The 25,753-nt window shown below is 66.4% G+C and carries 27 protein-coding genes; 13 read left to right on the forward strand and 14 right to left on the reverse strand.

Features of this window, described 5'->3' with window-relative positions; translation table 11 throughout:
• Positions 1-50: 50 nt before the first annotated feature.
• The 3 genes from aroA (at position 51) to AC1VV3_RS05600 (ending at position 2,454) form a co-directional block, all read left to right on the forward strand.
• Positions 51-1,373, forward strand: a complete 1,323-nt coding sequence (aroA, locus tag AC1VV3_RS05590) for a 3-phosphoshikimate 1-carboxyvinyltransferase (protein WP_431566756.1) — start codon at positions 51-53, stop codon at positions 1,371-1,373.
• 66 nt (positions 1,374-1,439) lie between these two features.
• Positions 1,440-1,733, forward strand: a complete 294-nt coding sequence (locus AC1VV3_RS05595; RefSeq protein WP_132263652.1) for a CBU_0592 family membrane protein — start codon at positions 1,440-1,442, stop codon at positions 1,731-1,733.
• Positions 1,734-1,818: 85 nt separating this feature from the next.
• Entirely contained in the window at positions 1,819-2,454 is a 636-nt protein-coding gene (locus tag AC1VV3_RS05600; RefSeq protein WP_132263654.1) for a (d)CMP kinase, read from the forward strand.
• Between the two features lie 27 nt (positions 2,455-2,481).
• Here AC1VV3_RS05600 and AC1VV3_RS05605 read toward each other — a convergent pair whose 3' ends face one another.
• Positions 2,482-3,273 (reverse strand): aspartyl/asparaginyl beta-hydroxylase domain-containing protein, encoded by a 792-nt coding sequence (locus AC1VV3_RS05605; protein ID WP_132263656.1) that lies wholly within the window; start codon positions 3,271-3,273, stop codon positions 2,482-2,484.
• Between the two features lie 362 nt (positions 3,274-3,635).
• Here AC1VV3_RS05605 and rpsA point away from each other — a divergent pair, with 362 nt between their 5' ends.
• Complete coding sequence (gene rpsA / locus AC1VV3_RS05610; RefSeq protein ID WP_132263657.1) at positions 3,636-5,348, forward strand: 30S ribosomal protein S1; 1,713 nt, start codon at positions 3,636-3,638, stop codon at positions 5,346-5,348.
• Between the two features lie 164 nt (positions 5,349-5,512).
• The gene (gloB, locus tag AC1VV3_RS05615; protein WP_431566728.1) at positions 5,513-6,283 is read left to right on the forward strand and encodes a hydroxyacylglutathione hydrolase; all 771 of its coding nucleotides are present in this window, start codon (positions 5,513-5,515) and stop codon (positions 6,281-6,283) included.
• Between the two features lie 44 nt (positions 6,284-6,327).
• Here gloB and purT read toward each other — a convergent pair whose 3' ends face one another.
• The 10 genes from purT to AC1VV3_RS05665 form a co-directional block, all read right to left on the reverse strand.
• On the reverse strand, positions 6,328-7,494 hold the full coding sequence (gene purT / locus AC1VV3_RS05620) for a formate-dependent phosphoribosylglycinamide formyltransferase (RefSeq protein WP_314464454.1): 1,167 nt from the start codon (positions 7,492-7,494) through the stop codon (positions 6,328-6,330).
• Positions 7,495-7,525: 31 nt separating this feature from the next.
• Positions 7,526-8,884 (reverse strand): magnesium transporter, encoded by a 1,359-nt coding sequence (gene mgtE / locus AC1VV3_RS05625; protein ID WP_134095384.1) that lies wholly within the window; start codon positions 8,882-8,884, stop codon positions 7,526-7,528.
• Between the two features lie 281 nt (positions 8,885-9,165).
• A complete protein-coding gene (locus AC1VV3_RS05630; protein WP_431566727.1) occupies positions 9,166-9,762 on the reverse strand; it encodes a F0F1 ATP synthase subunit B family protein in 597 nt (198 codons plus the stop codon).
• Positions 9,755-10,249 carry a F0F1 ATP synthase subunit B family protein gene (locus tag AC1VV3_RS05635; protein WP_132263664.1) on the reverse strand — a complete coding sequence of 165 codons (495 nt, stop codon included), beginning with the start codon at positions 10,247-10,249 and terminating at the stop codon, positions 9,755-9,757. Before AC1VV3_RS05635 ends, AC1VV3_RS05630 begins: the two co-directional genes overlap by 8 nt.
• Before the next feature lie 98 nt (positions 10,250-10,347).
• Positions 10,348-10,572 carry a F0F1 ATP synthase subunit C gene (locus AC1VV3_RS05640; protein WP_007013775.1) on the reverse strand — a complete coding sequence of 75 codons (225 nt, stop codon included), beginning with the start codon at positions 10,570-10,572 and terminating at the stop codon, positions 10,348-10,350.
• Between the two features lie 40 nt (positions 10,573-10,612).
• Entirely contained in the window at positions 10,613-11,398 is a 786-nt protein-coding gene (locus tag AC1VV3_RS05645; RefSeq protein WP_021233351.1) for a F0F1 ATP synthase subunit A, read from the reverse strand.
• A gap of 53 nt (positions 11,399-11,451) precedes the next feature.
• Positions 11,452-11,772 (reverse strand): AtpZ/AtpI family protein, encoded by a 321-nt coding sequence (locus AC1VV3_RS05650; RefSeq protein ID WP_134095383.1) that lies wholly within the window; start codon positions 11,770-11,772, stop codon positions 11,452-11,454.
• 409 nt (positions 11,773-12,181) lie between these two features.
• Positions 12,182-12,577 (reverse strand): YdbL family probable chaperone protein, encoded by a 396-nt coding sequence (locus AC1VV3_RS05655; protein WP_431566726.1) that lies wholly within the window; start codon positions 12,575-12,577, stop codon positions 12,182-12,184.
• Complete coding sequence (locus AC1VV3_RS05660; RefSeq protein WP_132263668.1) at positions 12,577-12,864, reverse strand: YnbE family lipoprotein; 288 nt, start codon at positions 12,862-12,864, stop codon at positions 12,577-12,579. The genes AC1VV3_RS05655 and AC1VV3_RS05660 overlap by 1 nt, the downstream gene beginning before the upstream one ends.
• Complete coding sequence (locus tag AC1VV3_RS05665) at positions 12,861-16,082, reverse strand: intermembrane phospholipid transport protein YdbH family protein (RefSeq protein WP_482962028.1); 3,222 nt, start codon at positions 16,080-16,082, stop codon at positions 12,861-12,863. The genes AC1VV3_RS05660 and AC1VV3_RS05665 overlap by 4 nt, the downstream gene beginning before the upstream one ends.
• A 53-nt stretch (positions 16,083-16,135) precedes the next feature.
• On the opposite strand from AC1VV3_RS05665, the gene radC reads away from it, so the two are divergent.
• The 3 genes from radC to AC1VV3_RS05680 all read left to right on the forward strand — a co-directional run bounded on the left by radC (position 16,136) and on the right by AC1VV3_RS05680 (position 18,892).
• Positions 16,136-16,897 (forward strand): RadC family protein, encoded by a 762-nt coding sequence (radC, locus tag AC1VV3_RS05670; protein WP_431566724.1) that lies wholly within the window; start codon positions 16,136-16,138, stop codon positions 16,895-16,897.
• A gap of 1 nt (position 16,898) precedes the next feature.
• Positions 16,899-17,651, forward strand: coding sequence for an NRDE family protein (locus AC1VV3_RS05675; RefSeq protein WP_431566723.1), 753 nt, complete (start codon positions 16,899-16,901; stop codon positions 17,649-17,651).
• 128 nt (positions 17,652-17,779) lie between these two features.
• Entirely contained in the window at positions 17,780-18,892 is a 1,113-nt protein-coding gene (locus AC1VV3_RS05680; RefSeq protein ID WP_431566722.1) for an endonuclease/exonuclease/phosphatase family protein, read from the forward strand.
• 21 nt (positions 18,893-18,913) lie between these two features.
• Here AC1VV3_RS05680 and AC1VV3_RS05685 read toward each other — a convergent pair whose 3' ends face one another.
• Entirely contained in the window at positions 18,914-19,999 is a 1,086-nt protein-coding gene (locus AC1VV3_RS05685; protein ID WP_132263687.1) for an alpha/beta fold hydrolase, read from the reverse strand.
• A gap of 369 nt (positions 20,000-20,368) precedes the next feature.
• Between AC1VV3_RS05685 and purB the strand changes: the two genes are divergently transcribed.
• The 4 genes from purB (at position 20,369) to AC1VV3_RS05705 (ending at position 23,840) form a co-directional block, all read left to right on the forward strand.
• Positions 20,369-21,682 (forward strand): adenylosuccinate lyase, encoded by a 1,314-nt coding sequence (gene purB, locus AC1VV3_RS05690; protein ID WP_134095376.1) that lies wholly within the window; start codon positions 20,369-20,371, stop codon positions 21,680-21,682.
• 91 nt (positions 21,683-21,773) lie between these two features.
• A complete protein-coding gene (locus tag AC1VV3_RS05695; protein ID WP_431566721.1) occupies positions 21,774-22,133 on the forward strand; it encodes a lipopolysaccharide assembly protein LapA domain-containing protein in 360 nt (119 codons plus the stop codon).
• Between the two features lie 4 nt (positions 22,134-22,137).
• Complete coding sequence (gene pyrF / locus AC1VV3_RS05700) at positions 22,138-22,815, forward strand: orotidine-5'-phosphate decarboxylase (protein WP_132263693.1); 678 nt, start codon at positions 22,138-22,140, stop codon at positions 22,813-22,815.
• Positions 22,816-23,081: 266 nt separating this feature from the next.
• Positions 23,082-23,840 carry an SIMPL domain-containing protein gene (locus AC1VV3_RS05705; RefSeq protein ID WP_132263695.1) on the forward strand — a complete coding sequence of 253 codons (759 nt, stop codon included), beginning with the start codon at positions 23,082-23,084 and terminating at the stop codon, positions 23,838-23,840.
• Positions 23,841-23,862: 22 nt separating this feature from the next.
• On the opposite strand, the gene AC1VV3_RS05710 is transcribed toward AC1VV3_RS05705, so the two are convergent.
• Positions 23,863-24,300, reverse strand: coding sequence for a DUF4019 domain-containing protein (locus AC1VV3_RS05710; RefSeq protein WP_482962029.1), 438 nt, complete (start codon positions 24,298-24,300; stop codon positions 23,863-23,865).
• A gap of 46 nt (positions 24,301-24,346) precedes the next feature.
• Here AC1VV3_RS05710 and AC1VV3_RS05715 point away from each other — a divergent pair, with 46 nt between their 5' ends.
• The gene (locus tag AC1VV3_RS05715; RefSeq protein WP_431566719.1) at positions 24,347-24,988 is read left to right on the forward strand and encodes a phosphoribosylanthranilate isomerase; all 642 of its coding nucleotides are present in this window, start codon (positions 24,347-24,349) and stop codon (positions 24,986-24,988) included.
• Between the two features lie 179 nt (positions 24,989-25,167).
• On the opposite strand, the gene AC1VV3_RS05720 is transcribed toward AC1VV3_RS05715, so the two are convergent.
• A complete protein-coding gene (locus tag AC1VV3_RS05720) occupies positions 25,168-25,635 on the reverse strand; it encodes an outer membrane protein (protein WP_132263700.1) in 468 nt (155 codons plus the stop codon).
• Positions 25,636-25,753 lie beyond the last annotated feature (118 nt).

Below are 25,753 nucleotides of genomic sequence, written 5' to 3' on the forward strand. Positions count from 1 at the left end.
CCTCCAGTATCGAGAGAAGCACGCCCGTGAGCCACGACGACACCACCCCCATGCGCCCCCGCCGTTTCCTGCCCGCAGGACCGCTCAAGGGCAAGATCCGCGTGCCGGGTGACAAGTCGATCAGCCACCGCTCGATCATGCTGGGCGCGCTGGCCGTGGGCGAAACGCGCGTGACCGGCCTGCTGGAAGGCGAGGACGTGCTGGCCACCGCCGCCGCCATGCGCGCCATGGGCGCCACGGTGGAACGCGTGGGAGACGGTGAATGGCGGGTGAGCGGCGTGGGCGTGGGCGCCCTGCTCCAGCCCGAGGGTCCGCTCGACATGGGCAATTCCGGCACCTCGACCCGCCTGCTCATGGGCCTGGTCGCCAGCCACCCCATCACTGTCAGCTTCACGGGCGACGGCTCGCTCTCCAAGCGCCCGATGGGCCGCGTGATCGATCCGCTCTCCGAAATGGGTGCGAGTTTCGAAGCCAGCGAAGGAGGCCGCCTCCCGCTGATCGTGCGCGGCGCCTCGCCGGCCGTGCCGATCACTTACCGCCTGCCCGTCGCCTCTGCACAAGTGAAGAGCGCGATCCTGCTCGCCGGCCTCAATACACCCGGCACCACCACCGTGATCGAGCCGGTGCCGACGCGCGACCACTCCGAGCGCATGCTCAAGGGCTTCGGCGCCGACCTTGAGGTCACCGTGGAGGCGGACGGCACCCGCGTCATCACCATCAAGGGCGAGGCGGAACTGAAGCCGCAAGTCATCGACGTACCGGGTGACCCCTCCTCCGCCGCTTTCTTCATCGTCGCCGCCCTCGTCACGCCGGGCAGCGAAGTCGTGATCGAGAACGTCGGCCTCAACCCGACGCGCGCCGGCCTTGTCGAAGTGCTGCGCCAGATGGGCGGCCAGATCGAATTCCTGAACGCGCGCGAAGTCGGCGGAGAGCCGGTGGCGGACCTTCTGGTGAGGCATTCGCAGCTCAAGGGCATCGAAGTCGATCCCGCCATCGCGCCTGCCATGATCGATGAATTCCCCGTTCTCTTCGTGGCGGCGTCGCTTGCCGAGGGCGTTACCGTCACCAGCGGGCTGGACGAATTGCGCGTGAAGGAATCGGATCGCCTTACCGCCATGGCCGTCGCCCTGACGCTGGCCGGCGCCCGGATCGAGGAACGCGAAGACGGCCTCGTCATCACCGGCACCGGCGGCAAGCCCCTGCCCGGCACGGCCGGCGACGCGCAAGTCGTCACCCACCTCGATCACCGTATCGCCATGTCGATGGCGATTGCCGGCCTCGTCAGCAGCGGCGGCGTGGAAGTGGACGACACGCGCCCGATCGCCACCAGCTTCCCCAATTTCGAGGACCTGCTGGCCACGCTGGCCGGATAAGGGCATTCTTGCAGGCTGGCGGCGCCGCGTTCTTCCACGCGGGCGCCCCGCCTGACAGGAGTGTGCATGATCCTCGACCTGCCGCAGTGGCTCAGCAACATCCTCGGCTTCGTGGGCACCGTGTGCTGCGTGATCGCCTATGCCTATGTGACCTACGAGAACAATCCGAACCGCTACCTTCAGCACGGACTGAACTTCGTCGGGGCCGTGCTCCTGCTCATTTCACTGATGGTGAACGTCAACCTCCCCTCCATCGCGATGGAGGGGCTTTGGGCGATCATCGCCGGCTGGGGCCTCCTGAAGGCCCTGCGATCAAGGCGCAGCGCGGACCGGCCATCCGACGAAGCCCGCCTGCCTTGACCTTCGCCCAAACCTTCGCCCAAACCTGCGGCGCCGGCTCGACCAGCCCCTTGCCTTGGCCGCGCCAAGCCGCCAAGAGCCCGCGATGATCATCGCCGTCGACGGACCCACCGCATCGGGCAAAGGCACTATCGCCAAGGCCCTCGCAGAGCATTACGGCCTGCCCCACCTCGATACCGGATTGCTTTACCGCGCCGTCGGCCGCCAGTGCTTCCTCGACGGCGGCAATCCCGACGATCCGGTGGCCGCCCTTGCCGCATGCGCCTTTCCGGACGCTTTCCTGAGCGACCCGGAACTCCGTTCGGAAGCGAGCGGCGGCCTTGCAAGCCGCGTCTCGATCCACCCCGCGGTGCGGCAGGCCCTGTTCGAACGCCAGCGCAGCTTCGCCACGCAGGCCGGCGGCGCCGTGCTCGACGGGCGAGACATCGGCACGGTGATCGCGCCCGAGGCAGAGGCCAAGCTCTTCGTGACCGCTTCGGTGGAAGCCCGCGCCCAGCGCCGCCATCTCGAAATGGAGGCGCAGGGCCGCGATGTCTCGCTGGATGAGATCGCCGCCGACTTGTCCGCCCGCGACGCCCGCGACCGCGGCCGCAAGGACGCCCCGCTGGTGGCGGCAGATGACGCCGTGCTGCTCGATACGTCCGACCTCGGCCGCGACGCAGCAATCGCCGCGGCCATCGCCGCGGTCGAAGCGCGCGCGCGCCGATCGCCAGCTCTTTGACATCGAGGCCCTCTGGAAGGCGGGCCTTCAATCCCGCGCGCGGTTGCGCCAGCGCTCGACCCCGGCCCGGGCGTCCTGCACGAAGCGCGAACGCCGCACGCCTTCCAGGAACAGGTTGCCCACGATCCACCCCACGGGACCGACCGGGCGCTTGAACTGCACGAGCAGGACGATGCGCGTCTCTTCGCTGTCGTTCCTCACTTCGTGGTTGAAGACATCGTCGAAAACCAGACACTTGCCTTCCTGCCACTCCAGCCAATCGTCGACCACGCGCATCCGGCACTCCCCGGATTCGCGCGGCACCTGGATGCCGAGGTGGCACGTCAGGAACGCTTTCGAGACGCCGGTGTGGGCCGGCAGATGCGTCCCTGGAACGAGCACGGAAAAGAACGCCGAATTCAGGCCGGGTATGCGCGAAATCAACTCGGCCGTGCGCGGACAGGCCCGGCAATTGGGCTCGTCCCGGTAGCGATAGCCGACCAGGAAGTAGGACCGCCAGCGCCCGGCCGGAGCGATGCGCCGATGGTCGGGTGAAATCGTCGCCAGTGGCGGAACTTCCTCCAGGTCCTGGAGCACGGCCGCGGCTTCCTCGCGGATGGCCTCCCAGTTGTCTTCCAGCAGGCGGGTCCAGCGGAAATTCGCCGGATCGTGAACCGGCACGTCCGGCACGCGCGAACTGCGGGCAATCCAGCGGTTCGTCCTGGGCTGCATCCATTTCCCGAAACGCAGGATCCAGTTCGGCTTCGGGACCAGCGCCTTGCTGGGGGCCATCGTGGCATCGAGTCTGTCTGGGATCGGTGACGTAGCGTGCTCGGCCATGAAGGCTCCTCGAACGAAGTGTCCCGCGCTCCTCCCATATCTCAGGCCGAAGATCAGGACAGGGCGGGACAATGGCGCTTTTCCGAGGCGGCCACAAGACGGCCGCCCTGCCCGGTTCCGACGGACCGCCGCGATCCGTCGGCGAACCGGGCAGGCCGGCATTTTCCTTGCATTTTGGCGCTCCGGCGCGTAGGGGCCGCCGGTCTGGAAAGCCCTTGCGCTGAAAGGACGCTGCGGAAGGCATCCGGCCCCCGTGGCAGTACGGCCCTTTTGGCCCGCCGCCCGCATGGTGCGGACGCGCGGAGGAAAGACCGGCGGATTCAACCGCCTGGCCGGAAATACGTGAACAGGAAAGACCTTTAATGGCTAGTTCTGCCAATCCGACTCGCGACGATTTCGCGAAAATGCTCGACGACCAGCTCGGCGGCGTCGCCGACGACGGCTTTGAAGGCCGCGTGGTCAAGGGCACCATCACCGCCATCGAAAACGACAAGGCCGTCATCGACGTTGGCCTCAAGAGCGAAGGCCGCGTGCCGCTGCGCGAATTCGCGCGCGGTGAAGGCGAGCATGGCCTGAAGGTCGGTGACGAAGTCGAAGTCTACGTCGACCGCGTCGAAAACGCCGACGGCGAAGCGATGCTGTCGCGCGACCGCGCCCGCCGCGAAGCCGCGTGGGACAAGCTCGAAAACGAATTCGGTGAAGGCAAGCGCGTCGAAGGCGTGATCTTCGGCCGCGTCAAGGGCGGCTTCACCGTCGACCTCGACGGCGCCGTTGCCTTCCTCCCCGGCTCGCAGGTCGACATCCGCCCCGTGCGCGACGTCACCCCGCTGATGGACGTGCCGCAGCCCTTCCAGATCCTGAAGATGGACCGTCGCCGCGGCAATATCGTCGTGTCGCGTCGCGCCGTCCTCGAAGAAACGCGCGCCGAACAGCGCAGCGAGCTGATCGACAAGCTGAGCGAAGGCCAGGTCATCGAAGGCGTCGTCAAGAACATCACCGACTACGGTGCGTTCGTTGATCTCGGCGGCATCGACGGCCTGCTCCATGTCACCGACATGAGCTACAAGCGCGTCAACCACCCGAGCGAAGTGATCGCCATCGGCGACACCGTGAAGGTGCAGATCATCCGCATCAACCAGGACACCCAGCGCATCAGCCTCGGCATGAAGCAGCTGGAAAGCGATCCGTGGGAAGGCGCAGCCGTCAAGTACCCCGTGGGCGCCAAGCTCACCGGCACCGTCACGAACATCACCGAATACGGTGCCTTCGTGGAACTGGAAGCCGGCATCGAGGGCCTTGTCCACGTTTCGGAAATGTCCTGGACCAAGAAGAACGTCCACCCCGGCAAGATCGTCTCGACCTCGCAGGAAGTCGAAGTGGTCGTTCTCGAAGTCGATTCGGACAAGCGCCGCATCTCGCTCGGCCTCAAGCAGGCTCAGCAGAACCCCTGGGAAGCCTTCGCCGAGAAGCACCCCGTCGGTTCGCAGGTTGAAGGCGAAGTCAAGAACGCCACTGAATTCGGCCTGTTCATCGGTCTCGACGGCGACGTCGACGGCATGGTCCACATGTCGGACATCGCCTGGGGCATCTCGGGCGAAGACGCGCTGGCTCTGCACCGCAAGGGCGAGCAGGTTTCGGCCGTTGTTCTCGACGTCGACGTCGAGAAGGAACGCATCAGCCTCGGCATGAAGCAGCTTGAGCGTGGCGCTCCGGCCGCTGGCGGCGTTGCCGCAACCGGCGGCAGCTCGCTGCGTCGTAGCGAAGTCGTCACCGTCACCGTTCTCGAAGTTCGCGACGGCGGCCTGGAAGTCCAGGCTGGCGACGATGGCGCCACCGGCTTCATCAAGCGTTCGGACCTCGGCCGCGACCGCGACGAGCAGCGCCCCGACCGCTTCCAGGTCGGCCAGAAGCTCGACGCCATGGTCACCGGTTTCGATCGTTCGAAGAAGCCGAACTTCTCGGTCAAGGCCCGCCAGCTGGCCGAAGAGAAGGAAGCCGTGGAACAGTACGGTTCGTCGGACTCGGGCGCTTCGCTCGGCGACATCCTCGGCGAAGCCCTCAAGAACCGTTCGTAAGAACGCTTCCGGGCTTCACCGCAAGGTGAACCATCAAAGGCCCGTCCGGAGCAATCCGGGCGGGCTTTTGCTTTTCCGGCGGTCGCCATCGCGCGCGCCCTTTGCTTCCAGGCTCTTTCGCGCACCGCTCCGAAGGCTTACATCGCCCGGCAAGGAGACGCCCGATGCTCGAAGTTCACCAGTTCCCCTGCCTCAGCGACAATTACGGCTATCTGCTGCACGATCCCGTCAGCGGGGAAACCGCCTGCATCGATACGCCCGATGCCGATGAGTACCTCCGCCAGGCCGGGCACAAGGGCTGGCAGATCACGCAGATCTGGAACACGCACTGGCATCCCGACCACGCCGGCGGCAATGCGGCGATCAAGGCCTGCACCAATTGCACGATCACCGCTCCACTGGACGATGCCGGGAAGATCGAAGGCGTCGACCGGACCGTGTCTCAGGGAGAGGTCGTCATGCTGGGCAACTGGAAGGCCCATGTCATCGACGTAGGCGGCCATACCATGGGCCATTGCGCCTACTACCTACCCGAGGCGCAGATCGCTTTCGTCGGCGATTCGGTCTTTGCGCTGGGCTGCGGGCGCATGTTCGAAGGTCAGCCCGCGCAGTTCTGGGCGAGCCTCCAGCGCATCAAGGCGCTGCCGGTGGACACGATGCTCTACTGCGCCCACGAATATACCGCGGCGAATGCCCGCTTCGCGCTCCATGCCGATCCGGACAATGGCGAGTTGGCCGCTTATGCCGAAGACATCGCGCGCGCACGCGCGGCGGGCCTGCCCACGGTCCCCACCAAGCTCGGCCGCGAGCTGCTGACGAACCCGTTCCTGCGCGCGGACGACCCCGCTATCCAGGCGCGGTGGGCGCCGGAGGGCGAGGCCGGAGATGCCGTGGCGACCTTTGCCGCTCTGCGCGAGGCCAAGAACACCTTCTAGCGGCTGTTTTGCGGAGGCAGGGAGTTCCCCTGCCCCGCATAGTGCTATTCGTAGACGATCCGCAGTTTCGCGGCGGCTTCTGCAGCGATCCGCCGCGCTTCATCGGTGTCGCTTGCCAGCGCCAGGGCGACACCCATGCGGCGATAGGGTCGCGTCGTGGGCTTGGCGAAGACCCGCAGGTCCACCTCGCCGCCCGGCGTCGCCAGGACATCCGCCATTCCCTCGTAGGCGAAAACCTCGGCCTCGCGGTCGGCCAGGATCACGGCCGAGGCACTCGGGCCGCGAAGGGTGACTTCGGGGACCGGAAGGCCCAGGATGGCCCGCGCATGCAGATCGAACTCCGAAAGGTTTTGCGAGATCAGCGTGACCATGCCGGTGTCGTGTGGGCGCGGCGAGAGTTCGGAGAAGATCACGTCTTCGCCTTTCACGAAGAACTCCACCCCGAAGATGCCGTAGCCGCCAAGATCGTCCACGACCTTGCGCGCCATGTCCTGTGCCGCTGCGATCGCCGCGGGCGCCATGGGCGTCGGCTGCCAGGATTCCTGATAGTCGCCGCGTTCCTGCCGGTGGCCGATCGGCGGACAGAACGACACGCCCTCGCGGCTGCGCACGGTCAGCAGCGTGATTTCATAATCGAAATCGACGAACTCCTCGACGATCACCCGGGCCCGGTCGCCGCGCATGTTGGCGACGGCATAGTCCCAGGCCTTCTCCAGATCGGCCGCATCACGCACGGTACTCTGGCCCTTGCCGGAAGAAGACATGACCGGCTTGATCACGCAAGGCAGCCCCGTGTGCTCGGCGCCGGACAAGACTTCGCCCAGGTTCTCAGCATAGCGATAGCGCGAGGTGCGCAATCCGAGTTCGGTCGCGGCCACTTCGCGGATGCGGTCGCGGTTCATGGTCATCTGCGTCGCCCGCGCCGATGGCACCACGCAGAAGCCTTCCGCCTCCACTTCCGCCAGCACTTCGGTGCGGATGGCCTCGACTTCGGGCACGATGAAGTCCGGCCGGTGCTTCTCGATGGCGGCGCGCAGCCGCTCCCCGTCAAGCATCGAGAAGACTTCGAAAGCATCGGCCACCTGCATCGCCGGCGCGCCCTCGTAAGCATCGCAGGCCACGACCTCGCAGCCGAGCCGCTTGGCCGAGATCACGAATTCGCGCCCCAGTTCGCCCGAACCGAGCAGCAGGATCTTCGCGGTGAATGGCATGGCGGCCGGTCCTTTCGTTTGGCTTTGCGCCCTAGAGCAGCGTCCCGGAGAGAATCGCAAGAGCGATGGTGAAATAGATCACCAGCCCCGTGACATCGACCAGGGTCGCGACGAACGGTGCGGAGGCGCTGGCCGGGTCGAAACCGAGCCTTTGCAACAGGAACGGCAGCATGGATCCGGCCAGGGAGCCGAAAGTGACGATCCCCACCAGCCCCGCCGAAACGGTCGTGGCGATCAGCATCCAGTGGCTGCCGTAATCGTAGAACCCGAGCGCCTGCCAGGCCGCGATCCGGGCGAAGCCGACCGCGCCGAGGATCGCACCCAGCACCAGCCCTGCAGGGAGTTCGCGCAAGGCGACGCGCCACCAGTCGCGCAGGCGGACCTGCCCCATGGCGAGCGCCCGGATGATGAGCGACGTCGCCTGGCTGCCGCTGTTACCGCCCGAACTCATGATGAGCGGGATGAACAGCGTGAGCACGACCGCGCGCGCCAGCTCGTCCTCGAAATGCTGCATCGCGCTGGCCGTGAGCATTTCCGAAAGGAACAGCACACTGAGCCACCCTGCCCGCTTGCGGATCATCTCGAAGAACCCGGTCTCCAGATACGCCCGGTCCAGCGCCTCGACTCCGCCGAACTTCTGCACATCCTCGGTATGTTCGGCGACGAGTGCGTCAAGCACATCGTCCACGGTGACGATGCCCAGAGGTCGTCCGGCATCGTCGACCACCGGCAGCGCCAGCAGGTCATGACGGCGGATCAGATCGGCCACGACCTCGCGGTCGGTGTCGGGCGTCACGGTGACCGGCTCGCGGTCGCGGGCAAGGTCGATCGCGGGCGAATCAGGCGCCGCGGCGATCAGGCGGCGCAGCGAGATCGTGGCTTCGAGGCGGCCGGCCTCGTCCATGAGGAACACCGAGTAGACGGTCTCTCGGCTGCGTTCGACCGTGCGGATGAGATCGAGCACATCTGCCACGCTGGCCGAAGCCCGCGCCGCGACGAACTCCGTCGTCATCATGCCGCCTGCGCTGTCCTCGGGCCATGCCAGGAGGCTGCGCAGCGACGAGCGCACTTCCGGGGCCAGCGCCGCCAGGATCTGCGCGGCCACGCCCTCGTCCATCTCGGCCAGGACGTCCGCCGCGCGGTCCTCGGCCATCTGCGCCACCAGATGAACCGCACGCGGCAGCGGCAGCAAGGCCAGAGCTTCGGCAGCGCCGGTGAATTCGGGGCGGTCGAGCGTCGCCACGGCGCGCACGTCGGCCATGCGGCCAAGCTTGGCGGCGGCCGCCTCGGGCGGCAGCGCCTGAAGCATCTCGACGATATCGGCAATATAGAGCCCGCGCTTGGCGGGACGGGCGCCGGCAGTCACGCCGGCGAGGAGGTCGTTCACCATCATCACACCTTTCGTCCGCACGACCCGGGCGGACGACGGCCAGCGAGAACTAGCGGACGACCTCCGGGCGTGCGGTCCTACTGGAACTGTCGCTTGACATGTCCTCGCTTCCTGAAACACCGCAGCAACACTGGCTGCGCGGTCGTCGCTCTGATCCCAAATGCGCGGGGCGTCAACTGCCGATCGGCGCCATGACGCCCCCAGCGTGACCGCAATCGGGACACAAAAAAGCCCCCGCGCAGCGCGCGGAGGCTTTTTTGTTCGATAGCGAACCGGCGGTATCAGATACCGGCGATCGCCTGGTCGACCAGCGCCTTGTCGGCATCGACCGAGTGGTTGGCGCGGATCAGCCCGCTGGCGGCAGCCGCCGCCGCAGCAGCAGCCTGCTGGCGCAGTTCGGTAACGGCCGCGCGTTCGACGGCGCCGATCTTGTCCTGCGCCATCTTTTCGCGGCGGGCGATCACGTCCGTCGTGTCGGCCTGGGCCTTGGCGACGATCGTTTCCGCCTCATGACGGGCATGCTCGAGCAGAGCGGCGGCGTCCTTTTCGGCACCGGCGATCTTGTCGGCATATTCCTTGCGCAGGGCTTCCGCCTCGGCGCGAAGGGTCTTGGCCTCTTCGAGCTGCGCCTTGATCTCGGCGATCTTGCCGTCGAGACCGCCCGAAATCATCTTGGGCAGGCCCTTCCAGACCATGATCGCCAGGAGCACCAGCATCGAGGCGCTGACGACCGCGACCGGCGGGGCGACGCCCAGCAGCAGCGGTTCGGCATGATGCTCGACGCCTGCCTGTTGGGTGCCGGCCATCTCGGCGCCCTCGTGCGAGGTGCCTTCGGCAACCACGGTGTCCGTGGTGGACAGCTGGGTGTTGTCAGCCATGGACCAGGTTCTCCTTCACGGCGGAACGGACCGCACCATCGTCGAGAGTCAGGCCGGCGATGCGGCTGACGATCTCGCGCGTGGCGTCGGCGGCGACGTCCTCGATCTCCGCGGCAGCCGAACGGCGAGCCTGGGAAATGCGGGTTTCGGCTTCGGCGAGCGTGGCGTCGATTGCAACCTGTGCGGTCGCGAGACGCTCCGTCGTGACGGCAGCGGCCTTGGCGCGGGCTTCCGCGATAAGGGTCTGCGCCTCGGCGCGGTTGGCGTTCTCACGCGTGCGCCAGGCTTCCTCCTCCGCATCGGCCTGAGCGCGAGCGCGTTCGGCGGCGGCGAGGTCGTCGGCAATCTGCTTGTCGCGCTGCGCAACCGTATCCATGACCTTGGGAACCATTCCCCGTCCGACGACGAAGAACGTGAAGCCGAAGAAGATCAGCATCCAGAAGATCTGGCTGGAATAGGTCGCGGCTAGCTGTGCGATCTGAGGCATGGGTCAGCCCTATCTCGAAGTGGCCGGTAGAATTCTTGCGTCCTCTCCGGCCGCCGTACCAAAGGGTTCGGGCAGCCGGAGGGGATCAGTGCGCGCGATCAGGCGAAGATCAGCAGCGCGGCAACGACGAACGACAGCAGGCCGAGAAGTTCGGCGCCGGCGAAGCCGATGAAGAGGCGGCCCTGCTGGGCGTCCGCGGCACCCGGATTGCGCAGTGCGCCTTCGAGGAACTTGGCGAAAACGCTACCCACGCCGATCGAGGCGAGGCCGCAACCGATAGCAGCGAGACCGGCACCAAGCAGCTTTGCAGCTTCTGCGTCCATTTCAAAAACTCCCTTTGGAAAACTCGAGTGAGACTGAAAATCAGTGAAGGTTCTCTGCGTCGTTCAGATAGACGCAAGTGAGAAGAGCGAAAACGTAGGCCTGGATGCCGGCGACGAGCAGCTCGAGAGCGCAGATGCCGACCATCAGGATGAAGCTGGGCAGCCCGGCGATGGCGAAGAGGCCGATGCCGGCATTGCCCGAGCTGATGACGAAGCTCGAAAGAACCTCAAGAAGGACGTGGCCGGCCATCATCGCAACGAAGAGACGCAGGCCGAGGCTGAACGGGCGCACCAGGAAGGAGATCAGTTCCACGCAGAAGATCAGCGGGATCATGATGACCGGGGTGCCGTGCGGCACGAACAGCGAGAAGAAGTGCAGCTTGTGCTTCGCGAAACCGACGATCAGGACGATTGCAAAGGAAAGCACCGCGAGAACGCCCGTGGCCGAGAAGTGGCTGGTGAACGTGAAGGCATGGAGGCCGATCACGCCCAGCGGCAGCAGGCCGAGGAAGTTCGCGAAAAGAATGAACATGAAGAGCGAGAAGATGTACGGAACGTACTTCTTGCCGCCGGGGCCGACGTTGGCAGCCAGCATGCCGTCGATGAAGCCGGTGAAGCTTTCGACTGCCATCTGCCAGCGGCCGGGGACGAGCTGGCGCTTCATGCCGCCAGCGACGAAGAACGCCAGCGTCACGGCGGCGATCGCCATCCACAGCGTGCTGTTGGTGAAGGCGATGTTGTAACCGGCGATGCTCCAGCCTTCCGAGCCGAACAACGGCTGGATGCTGAACTGGTGCATCGGATCGACCTTCGCTTCGGCTGCCACGCGAATATCCCTGTCGCCAATGAACGACAGCGCCCTTACTCACCCCCCTTGGGTCAATCCGGGCGCCGGTTCGAATTCCTGATAATATTCCTGAAGGCGACGAATATTCCTGCGAACATCATCACCATCAGACCCCAGGGCGATGTTCCGGCGAAGTGATCGATCACCCAACCAAGGAACAGACCACCGGCAACCCCGCCGAGCAAGTCGGCCAGGACGCGGTTTCCGGCACGATAGGCATCGTCCGTTTCCGCACCCGCGACCGGCTTTTGACGCTTCACCTCGCGCTCACGAAGGGCTTTCAGCCGATCGTCCAGCGTATCGAGGCGCGCATCTTCGCCAACAGGTTCCCGTGCGGACGGCTCGTCGTTCATGTCAGGTTCCTCCTCCAGGAAAGGATGACGCGTTCAACGGCTGCCCGCCGAGGGCGCCGACCCCTTAGGGTGGGGCTATTCCCGAGTCAACCATGGCGGGCCGCGCACGGCAACAGTTGTTCACACGGATACCCGTATGCCCAAGTGCCGAACAGGGCTGGAAAATGGGGCTGGGCCGGCAATACCGCAAGGACGATACCGAAGAAATTCCTCGCAAAAACCACAGCCGCGTCCCGCCCCGGTCAAGCGGCGCGGCGGTTTGTCGGTTCAACGTCGCAGCGCCGTCGTGAAAGAGACACACGAAAAAGGGCGGCTGGATGTCCAACCGCCCTGTCGGGTTCTGCCTTTGGGCCTTCGGCCATGCTCGCTTTCGCCTGGCGCCATTCGGAGGCCGCGCAGGCGCCGCCGATCACGGGCAGCGTGCGTCGCGCTCGGGCGCTCCGGCGCCGCGGGTTTTCCACGATCCGTCGGGCGCCTGGTACTTCTCGCCAGGCTGGGTCTGCGAGATCAGACGGCACGCGGTGGCGAAGGCATATTCCTCGATGGTGCTCTTGCCCGCGGCCTTTTCCGTGTAGATGGCGCGGCGCTTGTTGTTCAGGTCGCGTACCATCGCCTGGACCGCGGCGGACTGGCCGCCGATGACGCCCAGATAGCCGTCCTTCTGCTCACCGACCTGGCCCGCAGAGCGCGCCGCCGCATATGCGGGATCGCGGCCTTCCTGCGCCAGCGCCATGCTGCCGCCGCCAAGAGCCAGGGCCATTGCGCCGATCAGGCCGACGGGTCTGCTGAAAACGGTCTTGCTCATCAGAATACGCCTTCGTTTTCCTTGATCGTGTTCTCCGCATCCTGGGAGAGACGATAGATCACTTCCTGCCTGATGTTGATGTTGAGCTCTATCACGATCGGCTTGTCGGGCGCCGTCACGTTGACGCAGCCGGCAAGGGCCGATCCCAGGCCCGTCATCATCATCACGGCGCATGCCGCGCGCCGGCCGGACCGGGAAGCAAGCTGCTGCGCGAAATATCGTACCGGACTCATCATCGCCGGGCTTGTCGCAGCCGGAGTGCTTCCGGTCAATTCCAGGGCCTTCATGGATTATTCTCGCTGACTGGAGGCTGAATGGTGGCTGGCGCGGGACGAATCGAGTTCGGGTCGTTCGAGAGCTGGCCCTGCGCCGGAAGCTGGTTGGGGATCCCCAGGGTGCGTGGATCGGTCAGGTAGGTCGGATCATAGAGCGAGCGCATCGAGCCGAAGAGGCTGAAGAACGGCGCCTTGATCTTGACGATGAACCGGATCGGCAGCTTCGCCACCTGCCGCGTGAGGAAATTCTTGTCTGCGGACGAGCCCTGGCTGAGCCCGTCGAAAGCGATGCGCGTCAGGATGTCACCCGAGATCGAGCCGTTCAGGCCGATCTCCATGTGCTTGTAGTCGACCGACTTGAGCGCGCCGAAGGCGAAGTTGCCCATGGCCGACAGGTCCTTGTAGGTCAGCGCGCCGAGATAGCTGACATTGCCGCCCGGATCGCGCGAGGCCAGGTAACCGTCGACGATGCGGCCGCCCTGCTCGTCGAAGACGATCGGCACTTCGCCGTCGAAGACGCCGCTGGCGTTGATATTCGTGAGTTCGAGATGCTGCACGAACGTCGCGGCGTCGAGGCCGCGGACGTTGAGCTTGTAGTGCCGCGTCTCGGAGGCACCGATTCGCATCGTGGCCGGATCTAGCGTGAGCGTGCCCGACATGAAAGGCCACTTGGCGCCGTTGATCCGCAGCAGATAGCCCGGCTCCATCTGGAAGCCGACGACGCCGTCATTGACTTCGATGCCCGGGTTGACCGAGGCGATCCTGAGCTGCTGGTCCGGCGCGGTGACGAAGCCGAGCAGGTCGGTGAAAACCACGTCGCCGCTGAGGCCCTTCACCGGGCCGAAGGCGGCGGCGAAGTCCAGGCCGTCCGAGGAGAACCGGCCGGTGCTGGTGACGCCGCGCTCGTTCCAGTCGATCCGACCCTTGCCATGGAGCGAACCGCGCAAGTCCGAAACGATGCCGAGCAGCAGCGGAGAGAGCGCTTCGGCCTGAAGGTCCTTGTCGAAAGTGATGCCAGCCACGCTCAGATCGGCATGCCCGCTGGTCTTGCCGAGGTCGTGGACAATGTCGGCGCGAACCACCTCGCGGTCGCTGCTGGGCTCTCGCATGACGGCCTGCGCGGTGATGACATTGTTTTCCAGCCGCAGGCTGCCGTCACGGGCGATCAGCGGCTGGAAGCGCGGCACCGCCTGCCGGTCGACCAGAGTGAAGCGTGCCTGGTCGATCGTGAGGATACCCCCGGCATAGCGCCAGTTGCCCGCGGTCTGCCGCAGATCGAGCGGGACGGCCGCGAGCCCGATGTCCGCTTCGTCGAAGGTGCCGCCGATATCCTTGCCCACTTGCGCATCGAGGCGGGCGAGCTTGAAACGCGACGGCGCATCTGCAGGACCGAGAGCGACATCGATGGCCTTGGCGGTCAGCGCGCCGGGCCGACCCGCCAGCTGCGCATAGCCCAGCGGCCCGCTGGCGATCCGGATCGGCGTCTGGCCGAGCCGGCCCGACACGTCGAGATTCGGGACGCCCAGCGCAATGTCGAGCCCGCTGCCCCGGCTGCGCAGGATCGCGCCGCCGGGCGCGGGGCAGACTTGCAGGCTGCGCCGTTCCAGCGTCAGGTTCGCAAAGGCGAGGCTGTCGAAACCGATTTTCGTGCAGGCGTTCCAGACCGCCAGCGCGCCGTCGGCGCCCCAGCGCCCATCGACCGGCAGGACGAGGCCTTTCGCGGCGCCGCCCGGCAGGGCGCCGGAGAGCCGCGCCTCGCCGGCAAAGCGCATGGCGCCGTCAGGTGATTGGGTGAGCGCGAGGTGCGGCACGGCCAGGCGCGAATCGCCGGCGGCATATTCGGGCATGGCCACCTGCAGCGCGAGGCGTCCGCGCGCATCGCTTTCCATGCGCCCGGAGATCTGCGGCAGGCCTTGCCCGCCGCTCGCGAAATTGCCGGTCACGACCGGGCGGCGGCCGCTGTCGGTCTCGGCGCCGAACTGCGCCTGCACGCGCGAGAGCGTCAGCAGCGAGGCACCACTGGTGCCGTGCAGATTGCCGCGCGGCACCACCAGGGTCAGGCCGTCCTGCCCGCGGCGCAGCACCAGGTTGGCGGAGAGCGTGCTGGCGCGGGTTTCGCGTGCCAGGGCGGTGCGGAATTGCCGGGCCAGTGGCGCGGCCAGCGTGCCCTCCCCGGACTGGACTGCCTTGGCGAGCAGCGAATCGGCCGATTCGCCGATCGCGAGCCGCTTGCCGCCAATGTCGCCCTCCAGATCGAAGCGGGCGAGGCCGTGGCTGGAACGCATCCGGCCATCGAAGCCCAGCTCCCCGATTCGGGCCTGCGCAGTGGCGACATCGCGCGCGGCGGCCTTGAAATTCGCGTTGAGCGCCTCGCCCCGATACGTGAAGCGGCCCGATCCGGTGAGCGCGGCGAGGCGATTTCCCGCCATCCGCAGGGCGCCGCCTTCAAGGCCGAGGCGGCCCTCCCCACCGTCCAGCCGCCGGTCGAGCACGACATCGAGCTGCATCCCGCTGGCGGCGAGTTGCAAGTCGCGCGCGCGGCAGGTCACGCCGCCGGTTCGCAGCGGCCCCTTGAAGCGCGGACGCTCGCCGGAGATGGACAGCTTGCCGTAAAGCGTGGCGCGCCCGGTCTCGCAGCCCTCGACCGCGAGGCGGGGGGACACCACCGCCAATTCGCCGCCGAAACCGCCGCGCAGTCCGCCCGCGCCGGTCAATTTCGCGGCCAGGCGGCCATAATCGCTTTCGATCAGCGCGCGTCCGTCCACCACGGCCACGTCGAGGTCGGGCAAGGGGTGGTCCTTGTCACCGCCGCCGCTTGCCAGCGCCTTGTCGAGCGCGCCCAGGCTCAGCTTGCCCTGATGGAGCGCACCGAACAGACGCGGGCGAACGACGGTGATCCGACCGATGCCCGGCCAGCCCCAGGTCAGCCGGGTGGCGACGCGCAGTTCCTCGATCGTGAGGTCCGGGTGCTTCGGATCGCCGATCACGAGATTGCGAATCACCTGCTCCGAAGGGCCAATGCGAACGATCCGGTAAGTGGCCGGCAGGCCGAGCTTGTGCAGCTGGTCGGCAATGATGTCGTCGGCGATGTCCTTGCGCCAGGCCCAGGCGCCCGCAAGTCCTGCCCCGACCACGGCCAGCATGCCCAGCGCCGCCACGCGCCGCCCGAGGCGACGGGCCGGCTGCGGCAAATCCGCCGGTACGGTAGGTTGGTCCTGCTGCTGCGACATCCGGTCCATCACTTGCGCTTGCCTTCCGGGAAAGGCAATTGTCTGTACGCGTTATGCCCGAGCAAGACCGTCTCTTCGATGAACCTGTAGCCCCGGCGGGCTGCGATTCCGCGTCCGTCGTCGCGGCGGTCGGCCCCGATGCCGGGAACGATCCCAGCGGTCACCGCGCAAGGCTGAGGAAGCGGTTGGTCGAAGGCGGGGCGGAAGCTTTGGGCGATCACGAGGTGATAGAACTCCTGCTGATGCAGGCCGTTCCCCGCCGCGACATGAAGCCTCTGGCCCGCAGTCTGATCCATCGCTTCGGCTCGCTCGCGGCCGTGCTTCAGGCCGATCCGCGCACGTTGGGCGGCCATCCGGGCATGGGCGAGGCTACCGTGGCCGCGCTGCGCGTGGTGACCGTGGCGGCCACCCGCCTCGCGCGGCAGACAGTGCGCGAGAAGCCGGTTATCGGCTCGTGGCAGGCGCTGATCGATTATCTGACGATCGACATGGCGCACCTGACGCTGGAACGCGTTCGCGTGCTTTATCTCAATGCCAAGAACATGCTGATCCTCGACGACCTGGTGGGCGACGGCTCGATCGACGAAGCGGCGATTCACCCGCGCGAAGTGATTCGCCGCGCGCTGGACATCGGCGCCACCGCCCTCATCCTCGTGCATAATCATCCCTCGGGTTCCCCCCAGCCCAGCCGCGCGGACATCGAAGTCACCAACCGCATCGCCGAAGCCGGAAGGTTGCTGGGGGTCTCGGTGCACGATCATGTCATCATCGGCCGCGAATGCCATGTCAGCCTGCGCGCCAAGGGCCTGATCTGAAATGTGCGTTGCCGCCGTCGCCTGGCAGGCCCACCCGGACTGGCCGCTCGTGGTCGCCGGCAATCGCGACGAATTCCACGCACGCCCCTCGGCGCCGCTTTCGCCCTGGCAGGACAGCAGCGAAATCCTGGCCGGTGCCGACTTGCTGGGCGGCGGGACATGGCTGGGCGTGACGCCATCGGCGCGCATGGTGCTCGTCACCAATTACCGAGTGCCGGAAGGCTCGGTTCCGGGCCGTCCTTCGCGCGGCAAGCTCGTCACCGACCTGCTGGAAGGCCGCGAGCCGGAACCCGTCGAGACGATGAACCCGTTCAATCTCGTCGAAGTGAACGGCACCAGCGCCCGGTTCCTGACCAATTATCCGCATCGCGAATCGCGGCCTCTCGCCCCCGGTATCCATGGTCTCTCCAATGGCGGCTTCGACCGGCCCTGGCCCAAGACGCTGCAAGTGGCGCAGGCGGTTTCCGCATGGCTGGCAAACGGGCACGCCGATCCGTCCCCCCTGCTCGGCGCCTTGCAGGCGGAGACCCCGGGCATGGCCCCCGGCCATGCCGAAAACGGCCCCGAGCCGCGCTTCGCCCCGGTCTTCATCCGCGATCCGCTCTACGGCACCCGCTGCTCCACGGTCATCGCCGTGAACCGCACCGGCGCCGGCATGATCGTGGAGCGCAGCTTCCACCCGGACGGTTCGGCCTCGGGCGAAGTCCGTATCGATTTCGACTGGTCGCCGGTGCTCTCGCAAGGCCCGAACTAAGCAAGGGCTCCGGGCAATCCCACGCCTGCCGATCTTCGCCGCATCATGGACTTACCGGCGCCTTTTGCATAAGTTGGGCCGGTCTCCGGCGGTTCGGCGATCGATTGCGACAGGGATTATCCAACCGCATGACGCTTCAAGGTTCGGTTCTGCTGCGCGCCCTGCCCTTCTGCGCGGCGCTGCTGGCGAGCGGCTGCAACACGATGGCACCCCCCGTGGCGCAAGTGGCTTGCACGGCCACGCAGCAGCCCAGCGTCGCTCTGTCCGCCGATGGACGGAGCGCCACCACCACGCTCTCGGTGCTCACTTTCAATATCGAAGGGCTGTCCTGGCCCGCGCGCAGCGGGCGCAAGCCTTCGCTTGAGGAGATCGGCAGGCATCTGGCCAGGATGCGCGCCGCCGGCACCGCGCCCGACGTGGTGCTGTTCCAGGAGATGTTCAGCGACGCCGCCAAGCGCGCAGTGGCCTCTGCCGGCTATCCCGCGCTCGATTCCGGCCCGCGCCGGACCACCCGCGCACGCGGTTCCACCAAGGAACGGCTGCCCGGCAATTCCAGCCTCAAGCGCGGCGAGATCGGCATCCACGTCTTCGGCAGCGGCCTTGCCATCGCCTCGCGCTACGCGATCGTCGATACCGAGCGCCGGGCCTATGGCCGCAAGTCCTGCGCCGGGTTCGACTGCCTGTCGAACAAGGGCATCGCGCTCGCAAGGATCGACGTGCCGGGCGTGCCCACCCTGATCGACGTCTACGACACGCACATGAACTCGCGCGGCGCTTCCGGCGCGCCCGCGGCGCGCAACCTGGCCGCGCACGACCGGCAGGCCCTGGAAGCCTCGGAATTCATCGACCGCACCCATGACGATGCGACGCCGGTGATCTTCGGCGGCGACTTCAACATGCGCCACTCCGAGCCGCGCTGGGAGAATTTCTCACGCTATCAGTCGCTGAACCTCGTGCACCGCACCTGCTCGCACCCTGGCTCGGGCTGCGACGTGCAGATGTCGTGGGACGGGGACGAACCCTGGATGGATACGCAGGACCTGCAGTTCTACTGGAACGGACAAGGCGTGGAGATCCGCCCCATCCGGGTGCAGGCCCTGTTCGACGGGCGTCCGGACAGCCCGCAGCTGTCCGACCATGACGGCTTCCTGGTCACTTACGAACTGCGCTGGAAGGCTTCCGAGACCCGCGCGCCGGGCTGCCGGACGATCCCCGGCGCGCTGGCTCCAAATCCCCGATAGGACCTTCGCGCCAGCTCTTCTTCAGGGTGCCGGCGAAGACAGGATCTCCAGCAGCCTGGCCCCGAACACGTCCGGCGCTTCCACCTGCGGAGAATGCCCGTAGTCGGGGAATTCGACGATCCGCGCCGAAGGCATGGCCGCCGCCGCTTGTGCCGCGATCTGCGGGATGGGTTTCAGCTTGGCCTTGATCTCGGCCGGGGCCTGACCCTTGCCGAAGACCGTCGTGTCGCGCATGCCGATCATCAGCGTCACGGGAACGCCGAGACGGCCGAACTCGTGGCTCACCGGCTGGGTCAGGATCATCTCGGAGGTCTTGGCCTGCGCCAGTTCCGCCGCATCCTGATCAGGCGTGGCATATTGCCCCGCCAGCATCTTCACCCAGCGATCGTAGCGCGGGTTCCAGTCGCCATGATAATAAGTGTCGAGCTGATACTGGCGCATTTCGGCATAGCCCTTGGCGCGCTCGCTGGCCAAGAGCTTGTCCAGCGGTGCGTAAGGCACGCCTTCCGCCATGCGGTCGACCAGGCCCAGCGGATTGACCAGCACCAGTCGCTCCACCGCCTGCGGGTACATCAGGGCAAAGCGCATCCCCAGCATGCCGCCGGTCGAGTGCCCCAGCACGATGGCCTTTTCCAGGCCCACTTTCTCCATGAGCCGGTGCGTGGTGTTCGCCATCATCGCGAAACTGTATTGCGCGGAGGCCGGCTTGGAGGACTTGCAGAAACCGAGCTGGTCGGGGATCAGCACCCGGTACCCCGCGGCCAGCAGCGTTCGCGCGGTGTCTTCCCAGGTCGCGCCGCAGAAATTCTTGCCGTGCAGCAGGACCACGGCGTGGCCGTTGGGCTTGTCGGGCTGCACGTCCATATAGGCCATGGCGGCTTCTTCGGCGCCCAGATTCAGCTCCATGGTCTCGACTTTCCAGGGATAGGGAAAGCGTTCGAGATTGGCGCCGAATTCCTCCAGCTTGATGTCCTGGGTGCTCAGGACCGGCGCGGCCAGCGCCGAGGGCACGGCTTTCGGGTCGGCGGCGTCCTGGGCATGGCCCGCGCCGATGCCGGCGCCGAAGAGACAGGCCGCGGCAAGAATCGTCGAGAGCGCGCGAGGCATCGCTGGTCCTTTCGTGATCGACAGGGTGCCGCATGAAACCGATGCGACCATAGCGCCTGACGGATCGGATGGCTCCTGAGAAATCGGAAAACCGTGGTTCTACAATCGCTCCGCCGCCAAACTTATCGTCTGCGGGATGCCGCTTCGCCTTGCCGGCTTTCGATTCGTGCAAGCGCCGGTACCGGGCGCAGTATTGCCTCCCCTGTTCCCGCAACGCCCCGAATTCCGCCAGCTTCGCCGTCCGGCCCGGCGGATTCTTTCGGCCTTTCCCGGCCGCGCACCCTTGCCTTTGTCGCAAGCCCGCCGTAGCGGCACCGCCATGAGGCCGGGTCAGCGCCGGGTCGAGTCAGGTCACTCAAGGAGTCGAACATGGTCCCCCGTTACGCCCGCCCCGCAATGACCGCGATCTGGGAACCCGAAGCCCGCTATCGCATCTGGTTCGAGATCGAGGCCCACGCCGCCGTGAAAATGGGCGAGATGGGCACCGTGCCGGAAAGCGCCGGCAAGGCGCTGTGGGACTGGTGGGCCACCAATCCCGTGATCGACGTTGCCGCCATCGACGCCATCGAGGCCGTGACCAAGCACGACGTCATCGCCTTCCTCGACTGGGTAGCCCAGCAGGTCGGCCCTGAAGCCCGCTTCATGCACCAGGGCATGACCAGCTCCGACGTGCTCGACACCACGCTGAACGTGCAGCTGGTCAAGGCCGCCGACATCCTGCTGGCGGATCTCGACGCCCTGCTCGCCGCGATCAAGCGCCGCGCCGAAGAGCACAAGTATACCCCCACCATCGGCCGCAGCCACGGCATCCACGCCGAGCCGGTGACGTTCGGCCTCAAGATGGCCGAAGCCTATGCCGAATTCGCGCGCTGCAAGACGCGCCTGATCGCCGCCCGCGAGGAAGTCGCCACTTGCGCGATCTCGGGCGCCGTCGGTACGTTCGCCAATGTCGATCCCGCCGTCGAAGACTATGTTGCCGACAAGCTGGGCCTCGCTGTCGAGCCGGTTTCCACTCAGGTCATCCCGCGCGACCGCCACGCCATGTTCTTCGCGGTGCTGGGCGTGATCGCCAGCTCGATCGAACGCCTTTCCATCGAAGTGCGCCACCTTCAGCGCACCGAAGTTCTGGAAGCCGAGGAATACTTCTCGCCCGGCCAGAAGGGCTCGTCGGCCATGCCGCACAAACGCAACCCGGTGCTGACCGAGAACCTCACCGGCCTGTCCCGCGTCGTGCGTTCGGCCGTGGTTCCGGCCATGGAAAACGTGGCGCTCTGGCACGAGCGCGACATTTCGCACTCTTCGGTCGAGCGCTTCATCGGCCCTGACGCGACGATCACCCTCGACTTCGCATTGGCGCGCCTCACCGGCGTGATCGACAAGCTGCTCGTCTATCCCGAGCGCATGCAGAAGAACCTCGACCGCATGGGCGGTCTCGTTCACTCGCAGCGCGTGCTTCTCGCCCTCACCCAGGCCGGCCTCAGCCGCGACCAGTCGTACCGCCTGGTGCAGCGCAACGCGATGAAGGTGTGGGAATCGGACGGCCAGCTCTCGCTGCTCGAACTGCTCAAGGCCGATGACGAAGTCACCGCCGCGCTTCCGGTCGAAGTCATCGAGGACAAGTTCAACCTCGACTATCACTTCAAGCACGTAGACACGATCTTCGCGCGCGTTTTCGGGAACTAAGCTTCCAGCCGACACTTCCCATGCCTCGCAATCGCGCTTAGCATCCAGCGCGATTGCGAAAGGTCTTGGTGCACGAATTGCCGGAGGGAACATGAACATAGTCCGCACGGTGCTGTGGATCGCGATCACCGCGATCCTGGTCGCTTTCATCGCCATGAACTGGACCAGGGTGCCGGTGAACTTCTGGCCGCTGGACGATGCCAACTACGTCCATTTCGAATGGCCGGTCGGCGTTGTCGCACTCGTCTTCTTCGTGCTGGGGATGGCCCCCGTCTGGCTGTACTTGCGCGCCGTGCGCTGGCGCCTCCAGCGCCGCATCGCCAGCCTCGAAAACTCCCTTCGGGCCAACAGCGTGCCTTCCACGGTTCCGGCCGTCCCGGAATCGGCACAGGGCGCTCATCTTTTCACGCCCGAGCCCACCTCACCTTTCAAATCCTCTCCGGAACTCTGAGATCATGAACAGCAATCCCGTCTACCTCGCCCTCGACCTGCCCCGCCTCGACGCCGCCGAGGCGCTGGCGCGAAAGGTCGCCGGGCATATCGGCGGGATCAAGCTGGGTCTCGAATTCTTCTGCGCGCACGGTCATCATGGCGTTCACGAGCTGCACAAGCTCGGCCTGCCGATCTTCCTCGACCTCAAGCTGCATGACATCCCCAACACCGTGGCCGGCGCCATGCAGGCGATCCACGTCCTGGAGCCTTCCATCGTCACCATCCACGCCGCCGGCGGCCGTGCCATGATGGAAGACGCCAAGGCCGCCGCGGGCGAGAACTGCAAGGTCGTGGCCGTCACCGTATTGACCAGCCTGGACGGCGGCGACCTCAACGCCATCGGCGTGAACGCGGAACCGCACGAGCAGGCGCTTCGCCTGGCGGACCTGGCCCATTCGGCAGGGCTCGACGGCATCGTCTGCTCGGGCCATGAGGTAGGCGCGGTCCACCAGCAGTGGAAGGACGGCTTCTTCGTCGTCCCCGGCCTTCGTCCCGACGATGGGCGCAACGGCGACCAGAAGCGCATCATGACCCCGCGCGCGGCGCGCGATGCGGGCGCCAGCGTGCTCGTCATCGGCCGCCCGATCAGCCGCGCCGAAGATCCCCTCGCCGCCGCGATCGCGATCGAAGCGACGCTCTGATGCAGGAGCGGTGCGGCCCGTCGAATGCCGCACCGCACCTGACCCAGCCGGACACCGACAAGAACTGACTTGGCCCGTCAGCCCGCTTCTGCGGGAGTACGGAAAGACAAGGCCGTGTCCGTTGCACACCGGGATCGCAAGCCACCGGCGCAGCGTCACACCTCCTGCTCCAAACCTTTCACGGCGCAAAATGCACGGTTCAGCGCCGGGCAACCTCCCTCCCTCCAGATCGTTGAACCGATCAATTGGACGGAGAGTGCGACCTCATGAAATCCCTGAACCTGCTTGCCGTAACGACTGCCGCGCTGGCCTCGGCCGTGGCTGTGCCCGCCATGGCCCAGGACACGGGCCTGGTGCCTACCATCGCCGCGGGCCATACCCTGCTGACCGTCAACGCGCAGGGTTCCTCCACCCGCACGCCCGACATGGCCGGCTTCTCGGCCGGGGTGACCACGCAAGGCGCCACGGCCAGCGAAGCGCTCAATGGCAATTCCACGCGAATGAACCAGGTCATCGCCTCGCTGAAGCGCGCGGGCGTGGCGGACAAGGACATCCAGACCAGCAATCTCAGCGTCAATCCGGTCTACGCCCAGCCCAAGCGCCAGCCCGACGGCAGCTATGTCGACGGCCCGCGCGAGATCGTCGGCTATGAGGCCAGCAACACCGTGGGCGTGCGCCAGCGCAAGCTCGACGACATGGGCAAAGTGATCGATGCGCTCGTCAAGGCCGGCGCCAACCAGGTCAACGGCCCCAACTTCTCTCTGTCGCAGCCCGATGCCGCGCAGAACGAGGCGCGCGTCGCGGCCATCAAGGAAGCCCGTGCCCGCGCCGAACTCTATGCTGGTGCTGCGGGCATGCATGTCACCCGCATCGTCTCGATCAGCGAGAGCGGCGGCTATTCGCCCGCCCCGGTGATGTACCGCGCAAAGGCGGCGATGGACTCGCTGGCCTCCGCGCCCCCCGTCGCGGCCGGAGAGCTGGAAACCAACGTCAACGTCACCGTACAGTTCGAACTGGCGCCCTGATTCGCAGAGGCGCCTGCCCGGCTCAGTTGAGCATCATGTCCTGCGACTGGATGTTGTAGCCGGTCAGCGCCACCTGGCCTTCGTCACTCTTGCGATAGACGAACTGTTCGACGCCCGACCCGCGTTCGAACTGCGTCTCGTACGTCAGGGTGACGAAGGTGCCGCCAGTGGTGGCATTGGCGTTCCAGCCCACCTGCTTGGTCCCCTTCACTTTGCCGAGCTTGCGCTGCACGGCTTCCAGCGCCTTGGCGAGCTGGTCGTGCTCCGGACCCTTGCGCAGCGCCGGATCGGCCTGACGCCAGATCGGCTGCAGGTTTCCGGCGTCCATCGCCTGGTGGAATTTCGCCACTTCGGCTTCGGCGTCCTTGAACGACTCCTTCACGCCGCAGCCCGCCAGCATTGCGGCGGCGACAAATGGCACTAGATAGCGGCCGACCCGTCTCGACATTTGGCGGTTCATCCTGTCCCCCTTGGTTCCGGGACGCAATCTAGGCCGGAAAAACGACATGCCAACTGCCGCGATCAAGATCTGCGGGATAAGCACGCCCGACGCACTCGACGCAGCGATCCGCGCGCGCGCCGCCCATGCCGGCTTCGTGTTCTTTCCCAGGAGTCCGCGCAACGTCACGCCGGCGCAGGCAGCGCTCCTGTCGGAGCGGGCGGAAGGGCGGATCGGCCGGGTGGGCCTGTTCGTCGATGCCGACGATGCGACGATCGGCGAAGCCGTCGCCAGCGCACGGCTCGATGCCCTTCAGCTTCACGGCAGCGAAAGTCCCGCCCGCGCAGCGCAGCTTCGCGCGCAGTTCGGGATTGCGGTGTGGAAAGCACTTTCGGTCGCCACGACGGAGGATGCGGCCAGGGCCGCCACTTATGCCGGAGCCGTGGATCTCGTGCTGTTCGATGCCAAGACACCCAAGGGCAGCCTGCCCGGCGGCATGGGCCTGAGCTTCGACTGGAATCTCGTGGCGAACTGGAAGGGCCCCATCCCCTGGGGCCTGGCGGGCGGCCTGAACCCGGAAAACGTCGCCGAGGCCGTTCGGCTGACCGGCGCTCCGCTGGTGGACACCTCTTCGGGGGTCGAGAGCGCACCGGGCGTCAAGGACCTCGACCGGATCGCCGCTTTCGCGCGCGCCTTGCGGGCGTCCTGACCGCAACCTGCCGGATCGCGGCGCGGCCTGGCGCAGCCGATCACGCGCGGAGGGGATGCAAAGAGAAAGGGCGGCCCCTCATAGACCGCCCTTCCCTGGCTTACGCTCCTTGCAGAGCGAATTCCCTGTGCCGGCTCCGGCCTGACGAACTCGGTAGCTGCGTCAGGCCGGAAATCCGATCAGAACTTTACGCCAACGCCAACCAGGCCGACGTCTGCGTCGGGGGTGTTGTCGCCAACCAGCAGGTGCTTGTATTCGACCTTGCCATAGAAGCGGTCGTTGAGCGACTGCTCGAGACCACCGCCGACGGCAACGGCGCTGTTGCCGTACTTGGCGAACTTCGACTGCCAGGTCGAGTTGGCGTAGAGCTTGGTGGTCGGGGTGACCTTGAAGCCGGCGCGGCCGCCAACGCCCCACGAAACGCGGGTGTCGTCGGTCAGGATCTTGTCAGCCGAACCTTCGACGCCCACGAAGAACTTGTTGCCCAGGTCGTAGTCGTAGCCGACTGCGACGCCTGCAACTGCTTCGCTGTCGCTGCCGTCCCAGATGATGCCGGTGCGGGCTTCGACGCGCGCTTCGTTGGCGAGAGCGGGGGTGGCGGCGGCTACGGAAGCAACCGCAGCGAGCGAAACGAGTGCAATACGCATATTTTTAAACTCCAGAATGTCCCGGCCCTCACCGGGAGCCGCCCCGCTGCTCCCCCCAACCTTTCACCCAGATGAACGAAATAATTCATAATTACCCCGAAACGTCACGAAACTGCCA

It is taken from the genome of Novosphingobium sp. BL-S-34 (genome assembly GCF_056857015.1).